This window comes from Paenibacillus sp. Y412MC10 (assembly GCF_000024685.1).
Lineage (GTDB): Bacteria > Bacillota > Bacilli > Paenibacillales > Paenibacillaceae > Paenibacillus_AQ > Paenibacillus_AQ lautus_A.
Genome location: NC_013406.1, coordinates 5,408,192 through 5,421,001, shown reverse-complemented (window position 1 = coordinate 5,421,001; position 12,810 = coordinate 5,408,192). Strand labels below are relative to the sequence as shown.

The window sequence follows — 12,810 nt, the reverse complement described above, 5'->3', positions numbered from 1 at the left end:
GAAGCTGATGGAGCAGAAACGGGATTTTGCCAATTAGAAGAGACAAAGGCTTTCAAAGACATGAAGATGCCTTGACACAAGGAGACACTAGCTTCGAAGGATTAAAAAAGACAGATAAAAGCCTTAAAACCGGACGCCCCCTGAATAACGACGGCATATGGGATCCTCTAGAGCGCAGCGGCGGGGTGCTCGCAATTATTCATATCATGGGAGGTTAAGCATGAACGGAACGATGAAGCGTTTTTTCACTTTGTTATTCATATCCATCCTGATTATTTCGACGGTAACCGCTTGCAGCGGCAAGGCAAATGACAAGCCTGACAACACCGTAACCCAAGAGGAAGAAGTAGAGAAGAATGAGGTGACGTTCGAGGATATCAGCGGCGATATACGCGGAAATAAAGCACCGACGCAGGAGCAAATCGATGAGGTCAACGGCACGCTGAATGATACATACCTCGGAGATGTATTTGACGAAGTCATTCCAAGCGATTATTCCGCATATCCGGTAAAGGGCGATGTGGTGCTGGATGTTTGGATGCCTGCCAACTCCAACATCCCGGATATGAATAATCACTTGGTTCAGAAGCAGGTGGAGAAGCTCACCGGCATCAAAGTAAACTTCATTACGCCGCCGGTCGGACAGGAAGCCGATGCCTTTACCTTGATGATCTCCTCCGGCGAGCTGCCGGACATCATAATTGACCCGGGCCGTTATCCGGGAGGCTTCGAAGCAGGGGTCAACGATGGCGCTTACCTCGATCTCACCGACCTGATGGAAAAGCACGCTCCGAATTATACGGCATGGCGCAACTCGGACGAAACGAGAAGAAAAACGACCGTGACCGACGACGGCAGGCTGCTGGGCTTCTACGGCATCGCGCCGTATTCCGAATGGACCTGGTTCGGCATGCTGATCAAGCAGGAGGCGCTGGATAAGACAGGACTTCCAGTCCCGAACACGATAGACGAATGGTATGAGTTCCTGAAAAAAAGCAAGGAAGTCGGATATAAGGCGCCGCTGAATTACGGCTCGACGTACGGCCAAATTTTTACCGGCATTATTAATGGCGCATATGGCGTATGGGATTGGACCTTCGTGGACGAGAACGGCAAGGCGGCTTGGGGGCCTGCACAGCCGAAAGCCAAGGAATATCTCGCAACGATGCAGAAGTGGAACAAGGAAGGCCTGCTGAATCGGGACTGGGCTACCGCCGATTTCAATCAACGGATGGCCAGCGCGATTTCCGACGATACGGCCGTGATGATGGATTCTCCGGATACGATGTGGAGCTATTGGAAAGTGCAGAACGACATTGATTTCGTGGGGGCACTAAATCCTGTTCTGAATAAAGGGGACAAATCCGCGACCACCTACAAAAACTTCAAAAGAACCGGAACCAGTGCAGCCATCACTACTCAGAGCAAAAATGTCGAAGCTGCAATGGCATGGCTGGATTTCAACTATTCCAAAAAAGGCTGGGAGCTGATCAACTTCGGGGAGTACGGCACCGTGCACTTGGTGGATGAGCAAGGAATGCCTTATTATCCGGAAAACAGTTACATGTACAATGATCCGGACGGTCAGCCGGTAGACGTCACGCTTTGGAAATACCGCTGGCATAGCTGGCCGAATATCCGCGACGAGCACAACGCCAACCCGTTGATCACGGCGAAAGGCAGCTATTCCGGGGATATCCGCAAGGACTGGACGGAGAACATGGATACCAGCATGGCGATGCCGCCGATCACGTTTACGAAAGAAGAAGCCTCGCGCGAAGCCGAGCTTGGGAATCAGTTGTCCACGCTGCGCGGAGAATATTTCGCGAAGATCATCATGGGCGAATTGCCGGTCGATGCTTACGATAAATTTTTGAAGGAAGCGCAAAGCATGGGGCTGGACGAATTCTTGAGTCTCCATCAGGCAGCCTTGGATCGGTATAACCAACGATAGTTTTCATAATAAGAACAGGTGGTTGATTCATGGAGATATTACAGGAAAACAAGGAAATAGGCCATGTTCAGACGCCCACGGAGCCCAAGAATACCAAACGCTTGATTCAAAAGGACCTGAAAAAGAACTGGTTCGTCTATCTGATGGCCCTTCCCGTCGTGGCGTGGTTCTTGATCTTCTGCTACGGGCCGATGTGGGGCGTCATGATCGCATTCAAGGATTTCAAGCCTTTGCTGGGCTTCGCGGACAGCGATTGGGTGGGCTTCAAGCATTTCATCGATTTTTTCTCAGGACCCTATTTTTGGAGAGTCGTCAAGAATACGCTCTTGCTGAATGTATGGGGAATCGTCTTTGGATTTACGGCACCGATCATCCTGGCCTTGCTGCTGAATGAAGTCCGTTCTTCCAAGTTCAAGCGGACCGTGCAAACCATCACGTACATGCCGCATTTTATTTCACTGGTGGTCGTGTGCGGGATCATTCACATCTTTACGTCCAATGAGGGAGTCGTTACGCAGCTGCTTTCCTTCATAACGGGAAAAGACTATTCGTCCCTTCTCGGGTACTCCAATTTGTTCCGGCCGATTTATACCTTTTCCGGAATCTGGCAGAGCATCGGCTGGGACAGCATCATTTACCTGGCGGCGATGAGCTCCATCGATCCTTCGTTATATGAAGCGGCCGATATCGACGGGGTCGGCAGGGTGAAAAAAATGTGGTACATTACGCTGCCTCAGATCAGCCCGGTCATCATCATTCTGTTTATCTTTGCGATCGGCGGATTGATGGCTTCCGGCTACGAGAAAATTATCCTGCTCTACAATCCTTTGATCTACGATACGGCGGATGTCATCGCTTCCTATGTTTACCGAAGGGGCTTGAGGGAAGCGAGCCTGAGTTATTCCACTGCCGTCGGCTTAGTAAGCTCCATCGTCAATTTCGGGCTGTTATGGATGACGAATACCATCGTGAAGCGCAGATCTGAATCCAGCTTATGGTAAGAGAGAGGGAAGGTTATGGAGGAAATCAAGCAACTCAAAGTGAAACGAAGCAGGAAGCATAAAAGCATCGGGGACCGCGTATTCGACTTTACGAACTATACGCTGTTAACCGCTTTAACGTTGGTGTGCTTTTATCCCATATTGCATATCTTGTTCGCTTCCGTCAGCGATCCCGGCGCTTTGGTGGCTCATCGAGGGGTATTGTTCAAACCGCTGGGATTCACGCTCGACGGTTACAAGCTGGTGTTTAAGGACAACAGCCTGCTCAGGGGATACCTGAATACGATCATTTACGTTGGACTGGGCACCTTGGTCAATATGGTCATGACGATATTGGGCGCTTACGTGCTGTCCAGGCGGGACTTGTATTTCAAGAATTACATCATGGTCATGATTACGATCACGATGTTCTTTGGCGGAGGGCTGATTCCCTGGTTCCTGTTAATGAAGGACATCGGCTTGTACAACAATTTGTGGGCCATGATTCTGCCGACCGCTTTAAGCACATGGAACATCATCATTCTAAGGACCGGATTCCAATCGATTCCGAGAGAGCTGGAAGAAGCGGCACTGATCGACGGCGCAAGCCAGGCCAACATCCTGATCACGGTGATCCTGCCGCTGTCGAAGGCGACGCTGGCCGTAATCTTCCTGTACTATTTGGTCGGCAATTGGAACTCCTGGTTTAACGCGATGGTCCTGCTGAAGGATAGGGAATTGTTCCCGTTACAGCTGTTAATGAAGGAAATCCTGGTCGCCAATGATTCAACGGCCACCACGATCGGCAGCGCGGGCGGGGTCGTCATTAACAGCGCCCAGAGCTCGACCGCGTTCCGGGAGCTGGTTAAATATTGCGCGATCGTGGTTTCGACGGTGCCTATATTATTGGTGTATCCGTTCCTGCAAAAGTATTTCGTGAAAGGCGTTTATGTCGGTTCGATCAAAGGCTAGGCGTTCAAACAAGCAGATAGAGAGACTGATTAATTAGGAGTGAGCAGCATCTTGACGACAGAAGTTAGCAAGGCACAAACGGTTCGCAGCGAATATCCGAGGCCCCAGTTTCAGCGCAAAGAGTGGTTAACCCTCAATGGAGAATGGGATTTCAGTTTTGACGATGAAGCCATCGGCGAGGATGCAGGGTGGCATCAGGCAGAATCGCAGGCTTCCTTTACAAGGAAGATCAACGTTCCCTTTACGTTTCAAAGCAAGCTGAGCGGCATCGACGACCCTTCCTTTCATGATGTCGTGTGGTACCGCAGAACGTTCGAAATTCCGCAGGACTGGAATGGGAAACGGATCATCCTTCATTTCGGTGCCGTGGATTATTTGGCCAAAGTGTGGGTAAACGGGCACTTGGTAGCCATGCATGAAGGCGGGCATACGCCGTTCCAGGCCGACATTACGGCTTCGCTCGTGAAAGGAAGCAACACGCTCGTGCTGCGGGCGGAAGATTTCAGCCGCGACGTCACCCTGCCGCGAGGCAAACAATACTGGCTTGAGCTTTCGGCAAGCATCTTCTACACCCGTACGACCGGCATCTGGCAAAGCGTGTGGTTGGAGCCGGTATCCCCGGTACACTTGGGCAAAACGATGATGACGCCCGATATCGACCGCAACGAAATTCGCATCCGGACCTTCCTTGAAGGCTACAAGGCGACGGAGGACCTCAAGCTGCAGATCACCGTATCCTATCAGGGCGAGTGTGTTGCCGAAGATCAATATGCCATTCGAAGCGCGGAGCAGCAGCGGACCATCGGCCTCAGCGATTTTACGGACCATGGCCTGGGACGCCTGTGGAGCCCGGAGCATCCGAACTTGTATACCATCGAATTCCGCCTTGTTCAGGATGGAGACGTCGTTGATCAGGTATCCAGCTATTTCGGAATGCGGAAGATATCGATCGAGAACGGCAAACTGTGCCTGAATAATCGCCCGTATTTCCAGCGGCTGGTGCTGGATCAAGGTTATTTTCCCGAGGGAATCCTGACGGCGCCGTCGGATGAGGCTTTGAAGCGCGACGTGGAGCTGGCGAAGGAAATGGGATTCAACGGCGTGAGAAAGCACCAGAAAACGGAGGACCCCAGATTCCTGTACTGGTGCGACAAGCTCGGCCTGCTGTTATGGAGCGAGGCGGCCAACGCGTACGAATATTCCGAGTCGTATGTTCGCCGTTTCACGGCGGAATGGCAGGAGATCATCGAGCGGGATTATAACCATCCCTGCATCATAACCTGGGTCCCGCTGAATGAAAGCTGGGGTGTTCCCAATGTGCAGATGGATAAGCGCCAGCAGCAGCATGGGCTCGCCATGTACCATCTAACGAAGTCGTTAGACGATAGCAGACCGGTTGTATATAACGACGGATGGGAGCATATGACCACGGACCTGGTCACTATTCATGACTATGAGAGCCGCCAGGAAGTGCTGGAGAAGCGGTATGCGACAGCAGCGTCGGCGGTGGAAGCCATGCCGGCCAACCGGAGGATATTCGTCGGCGGTGCTTCCTATGAGGGCCAACCCATCCTGGTGTCGGAGTTTGGCGGCATTGCCTTCAAGAAGAGCGATTGGGAAGGCTGGGGATATTCCGGAGCCGAGAACGAGGAGGACTTCCTGATCCGGCTCAAGGCCGTAGTGGATCCAATGTTCTCTTCCCCGGTGATCCAGGGATACTGCTACACGCAGCTGACGGATGTTGAGCAGGAAATCAACGGCTTGCTTACGTATGACCGCAAGCCCAAGGCTCCGCTTGAAACCATACGCAACATCATGACGGGACGATAGGAGGCAAAAGAAATGGGCGGGACGAATGCCTATGAAGGCGTATATCATAACGAGAAAGCCGTGTTTCTGCGGGCAGGAGCTTATGAAGCGGTCATGCTCCCGGATATCGGCGGTAACTTGATAGCGTTTCGGGACATCGAAAAGGGCTACCGGTTTCTGCATGAGCCGACGCCGGAGGAAATGCCGGCATTCAAAGCAAGGCCGATGATTCACGGCATTCCGGTATTGTTTCCTCCGAACCGGTATGAAGACGGCCGGTTCCGGTGGAACGGCCAAATCCATCAGCTCCCGGTCAATGAAGACGCGACGGGCCATCATCTGCATGGATTCCTGTACAATATTCCATGGGTGGTGGACGAATACGGGCATACCGGACAGGAAGCTTATGTGACCGTATCTGTCCGCGTGGATGAACAGCATCCGGTGTTCGAACACTTTCCGTTCCGGTTCCGCATTCAGCTTCGCTACGGCTTAAGCGATCAGGGATTGTCTCAGCGGGTATTGATCACCAATATGGGCACGGAAGCCATGCCGTGTTTGCTGGCGTTTCATACATCCGTTAACGCGCCATTTGCCGAGGGGGGCGACGCCCGGGATTACCGCTTAAAGCTGACCGCCCTGAAGCGATGGGAGCTGGATGGGCGAATGCTGCCCACCGGCTCCCATCAGGAGCTGTCCGCGAATGAACGGGCCATGCAAGGCGCAGGCGTTTATCCGTTCTTCGAAAGCATGGATAATCACTATACCGCCGTGCCCCAGAACGGAAGGAACCGGATGGAGCTTACCGATGAGGCCGGGAAGGTTACTCTGGTTTATGACGTAGGCACTTCCTACAAGCAATGGATGATCTGGAACAACCAAGCGACCGAGGGATTCTTTTGCCCTGAGCCGCAGATCAACCTGGTCAATGCCCCTAATATGGATATGCCTGCCGAAGAAATCGGCTGCTTCAGTCTCGGGCCGGACGAAATCTGGGAAGAGACCAGTCGGCTGTACGTAAAGGAAAGCCGGGGCTAAAGCCCAATTAAACATAATAAAAAGGAGTTCGACATGACTCAATTAACACTACCGCGTCCCGAATACCCTCGCCCGCAATGGGTAAGGCCGCAATGGATCAATCTGAACGGTTCATGGCAATTCGAAATCGACCATGGCCGGAGCGGGAAGGAGCGCGGACTCCATGAACCGGGACATGAGCTGTCCGGAACGATCACCGTTCCATTCTGTCCCGAAAGCAAGCTGTCCGGCGTTGAGTATAAGGATTTCATGGCAGCGGTCTGGTATAAGCGGGAGTTCGAGGTCCCCAAGGATTGGAATGGCAGAATTCTGCTTCACTTCGGGGCGGTGGATTATGAAACCGAAGTCTGGGTAAACGGAGTATCCGTAGGAACGCATCGCGGGGGATATACGCCTTTCAGTTTTGATATCACATCGCATGTGAAGCCGGGCGAGAATATCCTTACCGTCTGCGCGGAAGACGATGTCCGTTCCGGACGCCAGCCGCGCGGAAAGCAAAGCGGACGCTTCTATTCGCATGGCTGCGATTACACCCGTACGACGGGGATTTGGCAAACAGTATGGCTGGAGCAAGTGCCGCAGGCTTATATGTCCGATATGAAGCTGGTGGGTGACCCGGATAATGGCTGTGCCCACCTCGAGATTAAAATCGACGGGAACGCAGCAGGCCATAAACTGACCGCATCCGCCTTGTATGAGGGGAATGCGGTAGGGAATGCAAGTGCTGTCGTATCCGGGCCGTCCGTCAAACTCACCATTCCACTGTCGGAGGTCCATTTGTGGGAAACGGGCCAGGCGAGGCTGTACGATCTGGAATTATCCCTGCAAGGAGATGGCCAGCCGAGCGATACGGTCCAATCATATTTCGGCCTCCGAACCGTCATGCTGGACGGCATGGCTTTCCGCATCAACGGCAAATCCGTATTTCAGCGCCTTGTGCTGGACCAAGGCTTCTATCCGGATGGAGTCTATACGGCTCCAAGCGATGAGGATCTCCGCAAAGACATCGAAATTTCCATGGGACTGGGCTTTAACGGCGCCAGGCTTCACGAGAAGATATTTGAACCGCGCTTTCTGTATTGGGCGGACCGGTTAGGGTATCTGGTATGGGGGGAGCATGCGAATTGGGGGCTGGACATTACCACTTCCGAGGGATTGTCCCATTTCCTGCCCGAATGGCTCGAAGGCATGGAACGCGATTTCAATCATCCGGCCCTCATCGGCTGGTGCCCGTTCAACGAGACGTGGGACCGGGACGGCGCCAAGCAAAATAACGATGTGCTGCGCATTGTATACGAGGTCACGAAGAAAATGGACCCGACGCGCCCCGTGATTGATACGAGCGGCAACTTCCATGTGGTGACCGATATTTTCGATATCCACGATTATGACCAAAATCCGGAGACGTTCAAGCAGCGATATGAGCCGATGAAGAACGGTGGAGAGGTATACAACAGCTTCCCGAATCGGCAGCAGTATGGCGGCCAGCCTTATTTTATCAGCGAATACGGCGGCATTTGGTGGAATCCGGACCAAAAAGACGAGAAGTCTTGGGGTTACGGCGACAGGCCGACATCCGAAGAAGCGTTTCTGGAGCGTTATGCGGGCTTAACGAACGTGCTGCTGGACCATCCCATGATGTTCGGGTTCTGTTATACCCAATTGTACGACGTGGAGCAAGAAGTGAACGGATTGTACACCTATGACAGACGATCGAAATTCGATCCTGAAGTGATCCGCCGCATTAACGTCCGCAAAGCCGCAATAGAGGATTAAGGCCCATTATGACCGGTATCTTGAAGTAGGCTTGTACCATGTTTGGTGTATGATTGCACATTATCCGAAAGGAACGTGACGAAAGGATGAAGGTGAATTACCGGAATAAATTGTTGCTCACGATATGCGCATTTCTTATTCTTCCGATGGGTCAGGCGACGCATGCGGCCACACTTCAGAACAACTTTTATAACGTGGTCATGCAGGATGGAGCGGATCCTTGGGTGTATAAACACACGGACGGCTTTTACTACTTCACGAAAACGACCGGAGGCAACGTGACGATATGGAAGTCCACCCAGCTTACCACGGTGGACGCGGCTCCGACGAGGGTCGTGGAAACGGGCTGCTGCGGGATCTGGGCACCCGAATTGCATTACATCAATGGCGCCTGGTACATCTACTATGCCAAGGATGACGGGGATAACGTCAACCACCGCATGTATGTCATGGAGAACACGTCGGCGGACCCGACGCAGGGAACCTGGCAGTACAAAGGCCAGATAACGGACCCGACAAACAAATGGGCGATTGACGGCACGGTGCTGCAGGTTAACGGTCAGCTGTATTTTATCTGGTCCGGCTGGGAAGGGGACACCAATGTGCGGCAGAATCTGTACATCGCCCATATGAGCAACCCTTGGACGATTGATTCAAGCCGCGTCGAAATCGCGAGGCCTACGCACAGCTGGGAAACGAATCATTCCCCGCATGTTAACGAAGGGCCTCAGGTGATTGTACGCGGCGGCGTCATCAGCCTGGTGTACTCGGCAAGCGGAAGCTGGACCAATGATTATTGCCTCGGCCTGATCACGGCAAGCACAACCAGCGATTTGCTGAATCCGGCTTCATGGACCAAGCGCAGCCAGCCGATATTCAAGTCCGGCAACGGTCTGTACGGACCTGGCCACCATTCGTTTACCAAGTCACCCGACGGTACGGAGGACTGGATGCTATACCATGTCGCCAAGTATAACAACGCGGGATGGAACCGTGAGGTCCGAGCGCAGAAATTCACATGGCACGCCGACCATACGCCGAACCTCGGCGTGCCGGCGAATCCGAATGCTCCGATAGCGCTGCCTTCCGGCGAAGCGGCCCACACCCGTTATGAAGGTGAGGAGGGAACGTTCGGCGGCGTCGCCTATGCATCCCAAAGCCCTAACGGCTCGGGAGGCATGAAAGCGGGGCATATCGATACGCCGGAGAGCTACGTGGAATTTTCGGTGCATGCCCCGTCCGCAGGCGACTACATTTTGCTGGCCCGCACGGCGAACGGAACGGCCGGAGGGAATTGGTCCCATCTTATGCTCAGCGTGAATGGCGGAACGGCCAACAAGTTCCATATTACGAATAAAGGGTGGGAGAACTGGGGACTGTCCACGGCGCGGATTCAGTTAAAGGCCGGCGTGAACACGATACGTTTTTCAAAAGGCGAAGGATACGGAGAAATCGACTTCTTCGACATCAAGCCGGCGAATTAGGACCAGCGGATGGCTTAGTCAACCGAAAAATGAAGTGCTGCAAGCTCGATCATGGATGGCTTCCGGTTCTCCCGGAAGCCATTTCTGGCTAGGAAGGGACTGGTTTTCTACATCCGACTATACGATGCCTTATAGGAAGAGGCAGGAAAATAGCTTGTGTAAGCCTTTTCAGTGTGATTGTTTTTCATTTCATTAAGAAGTAAAATTATTGTAATGAATATGTTTAAAGGAGAGCGGATTAGTGCTGGAACTTGGTTTTAACGACCCGGAAAGACTGGTCACGGTAGCTCATGCCTTGTCAACGCGTTCCCGAGTGGATATCCTGAGACTCTTGAATTCCAAGAACCTGAATATCATCGAAATCGCCGAGAAACTCAAACTTCCCGTTTCGACGGTTGCGAGCAATATCAAAGTGCTGGAAGCGGCCGAGTTAATCAATACGGAATTGCTTCCGGCTTCGCGAGGAGCAATGAAGGTGTGCAGCCGTAATTATGATGATGTTCATTTTGCGTTGAATTTAAAAAATTCGGTTCCTAAGGGAGTCACGCATGTCTATGAAGTCGATATGCCGATCGGCCATTACAGCGATTGCGAAGTAGCGCCTACTTGTGGAATGGCGAATGCGGACGGATACATCATTAAGGAAGACGAGCCGGCCAGCTTCTACCATCCCAAGCACGTGAATGCCCAGATCATCTGGCTTCGCAAGGGATACCTGGAATACTTGATGCCGATGGATATTCCGGCCGGAGCGCGAATCGAATCGCTTGAACTGTCCATGGAGATGTGTTCGGAGGCCCCGAATTATGACCAAAACTGGCCTTCGAACATTTCGGTGTGGGTCAATGGCGTGGAGATCGGCATGTGGACAAGCCCCGGCGATTTCGGGGATCGCCGCGGCAAGCTGAACCCGAACTGGTGGTACGATTGGGCAACGCAATACGGGTTTCTCAAAACATGGCGCGTGGATGATGAGAAGACGACGCTGGATATGGAGAAGATATCGAGCGTTACTTTGGATCAGCTGAATATTGCCGCAAGCCCCAAACTGCGGCTGCGCATCGGCATCAAGCCCGATGCCGTGAATCAGGGAGGGCTGAATCTGTTCGGCCGCCAGTTTGGCGATCACGAACAGAATATCATCATGCAGGTGAAATATACGATGGATCAGGATGAGGAAGAGCTTTGATTCCATGGCCGCAGGGTCAGTTGTCACCATGAAATTCATAAATGGCAGTGCAGAGTTTTTATCTGCACTGCCATTTTTTTTAGCTGCTCCTCGCTTAATGTTCATTTCACACCCGCTCGCCATTCATACTCTGACATGTTTAGCTGCTTATAACAGGAGACTGTTCCAACATTTCGGTTTGAAGCAGCCGATTATGGAGTTGTGGCCGAGCAATCCGGGTTCCATGGTCACGATATGCTCCTGCTTATAATTTGAGACAAAAATGAAACATCGCCAATTTTTTAATATATTACACTAGTTATTGGAGCAATACTCCTCAGCATCTGCAAGTGAAAAGCCTTTAATCATACGGAGAGATGGAAAATGGCTGACAGGTGTCTCGTAAACATACCCGAACATACCAAGCAATTTACTATAGGGTAGAGTTCATGAAACACGTAATTAGTCCCGTACGTCTCGGGGGAGGAAAGAACAAAATGAACAACAAACGACAACGGAAGCATAGCTTTTTGGTTTTCGTATTGACGGCAGTATTGATGTGGTTCGGTATGCCGCCTGTCTATGGAGTATCGGCAGAAGGCCCCGTAGGTCCGGTATCTTTAACCGAAGATTATGGAAATGTGACTTTGCCTTCTAATGAAGGAGAAGTCGCGAAGGAGGAAGAGGACGGATCTGACGAATCTCTCTCAGCCGGAAAGGAAGAGGAGGTGGCTGGGCCGGATGACGGCACCAAGCAAACAAAGACAGCGGATATCGGGGCGTTCGGCATATTTGCAGGCGGAGACGGCTCACTGGAGTTTCCCTACTTAATCGAGACAGCTGAGCAGTTGTACGCTGTCCGAAATAACCTTGAGGCCCATTACCTTTTGGCTCATGATATTAATCTGTCAGGCTATGCTTTGGTAGGTGGCTGGGAACCAATCGGGATTGATTCGGCCAGATTCAGTGGGACATTCGACGGGCAGGGGCATCGCATTACCGGTTTGGGGATAGGTGCTCATTATTGGAGCCCCTTGGGTTTGTTTGGTTTTGTCGGTGACAGCGGAATTATTGAAAATGTCATTCTTGAAGACGTGAGGATAGGCGTAGGAAGTTATTATCACCAGAGTTCAGGCGGGGCTGCTGGAATTAACTACGGCACGATCCGAGAAGTGTATGTGACGGGAGCTGTAGAAGGATCCCATTATTCCGGCGGTTTGGCAGGAATGAACTACGGCCTGATTGACGGCTCCTCTTTCTCAGGGACGGTAGCAGGTTTAGTCGGCGTTGGTGGTCTGGCAGGAGAGAATGACGGTGAAATGAGCAGATCCTATGCTTCGGCGCAGGTCTCTGGAGATGATAACGTTGGAGGCCTTGCAGGACGCAACGACGGCCGGATTCATTCATCATATGCCGCGGGAACCGTGAATGGACGACAGGTCTCCGGCGGTTTGGTTGGCGTTAATTTGGACAGGGGCATGATTAGCGACACTTACTTTTCCGGAACCATATCAGGAGCAGGCTACGGTATCGGAGGGCTGGTTGGGATCAGCCATGGCTCGGTGGATTCGTCCTATTGGAATACGAGTGCATATAAATTCGGCCCCTCCTGACAACGGGATCGGAACG

The 12,810-nt window shown here is 52.2% G+C and carries 9 protein-coding genes; all 9 read left to right on the top strand.

What is annotated here, in order from left to right:
* Positions 1 to 220 precede the first annotated feature (220 nt).
* Positions 221 to 1,954, top strand: a complete 1,734-nt coding sequence (locus GYMC10_RS23670) for an extracellular solute-binding protein (protein WP_015736862.1) — start codon at positions 221 to 223, stop codon at positions 1,952 to 1,954.
* Positions 1,955 to 1,983: 29 nt separating this feature from the next.
* A complete protein-coding gene (locus GYMC10_RS23665; protein WP_015736861.1) occupies positions 1,984 to 2,955 on the top strand; it encodes an ABC transporter permease in 972 nt (323 codons plus the stop codon).
* Positions 2,956 to 2,970: 15 nt separating this feature from the next.
* Positions 2,971 to 3,906, top strand: coding sequence for a carbohydrate ABC transporter permease (locus tag GYMC10_RS23660; RefSeq protein ID WP_015736860.1), 936 nt, complete (start codon positions 2,971 to 2,973; stop codon positions 3,904 to 3,906).
* Between the two features lie 51 nt (positions 3,907 to 3,957).
* Positions 3,958 to 5,736 carry a glycoside hydrolase family 2 protein gene (locus tag GYMC10_RS23655; protein ID WP_015736859.1) on the top strand — a complete coding sequence of 593 codons (1,779 nt, stop codon included), beginning with the start codon at positions 3,958 to 3,960 and terminating at the stop codon, positions 5,734 to 5,736.
* 12 nt (positions 5,737 to 5,748) lie between these two features.
* Positions 5,749 to 6,753 (top strand): aldose 1-epimerase, encoded by a 1,005-nt coding sequence (locus GYMC10_RS23650; protein WP_015736858.1) that lies wholly within the window; start codon positions 5,749 to 5,751, stop codon positions 6,751 to 6,753.
* A 33-nt stretch (positions 6,754 to 6,786) separates the two neighbouring features.
* The gene (locus GYMC10_RS23645; protein WP_015736857.1) at positions 6,787 to 8,529 is read left to right on the top strand and encodes a glycoside hydrolase family 2 protein; all 1,743 of its coding nucleotides are present in this window, start codon (positions 6,787 to 6,789) and stop codon (positions 8,527 to 8,529) included.
* Positions 8,530 to 8,615: 86 nt separating this feature from the next.
* Positions 8,616 to 10,013: a family 43 glycosylhydrolase gene (locus GYMC10_RS23640; protein ID WP_015736856.1), complete on the top strand. Its 1,398-nt coding sequence runs from the start codon at positions 8,616 to 8,618 to the stop codon at positions 10,011 to 10,013.
* A gap of 241 nt (positions 10,014 to 10,254) precedes the next feature.
* Positions 10,255 to 11,202, top strand: coding sequence for an ArsR/SmtB family transcription factor (locus GYMC10_RS23635; RefSeq protein ID WP_015736855.1), 948 nt, complete (start codon positions 10,255 to 10,257; stop codon positions 11,200 to 11,202).
* 476 nt (positions 11,203 to 11,678) lie between these two features.
* Complete coding sequence (locus GYMC10_RS23630; protein WP_015736854.1) at positions 11,679 to 12,794, top strand: GLUG motif-containing protein; 1,116 nt, start codon at positions 11,679 to 11,681, stop codon at positions 12,792 to 12,794.
* Positions 12,795 to 12,810 lie beyond the last annotated feature (16 nt).

Excerpts from the sequence above, each read along its gene's own strand:
- GYMC10_RS23645 (WP_015736857.1), top strand. The coding sequence starts at position 6,787 with ATGACTCAATTAACACTACCGCGTCCCGAATACCCTCGCCCGCAATGG.
- GYMC10_RS23660 (WP_015736860.1), top strand. The coding sequence starts at position 2,971 with ATGGAGGAAATCAAGCAACTCAAAGTGAAACGAAGCAGGAAGCATAAA.
- GYMC10_RS23650 (WP_015736858.1), top strand. The coding sequence starts at position 5,749 with ATGGGCGGGACGAATGCCTATGAAGGCGTATATCATAACGAGAAAGCC.
- GYMC10_RS23670 (WP_015736862.1), top strand. The coding sequence starts at position 221 with ATGAACGGAACGATGAAGCGTTTTTTCACTTTGTTATTCATATCCATC.
- GYMC10_RS23665 (WP_015736861.1), top strand. The coding sequence starts at position 1,984 with ATGGAGATATTACAGGAAAACAAGGAAATAGGCCATGTTCAGACGCCC.
- GYMC10_RS23640 (WP_015736856.1), top strand. The coding sequence starts at position 8,616 with ATGAAGGTGAATTACCGGAATAAATTGTTGCTCACGATATGCGCATTT.
- GYMC10_RS23630 (WP_015736854.1), top strand. The coding sequence starts at position 11,679 with ATGAACAACAAACGACAACGGAAGCATAGCTTTTTGGTTTTCGTATTG.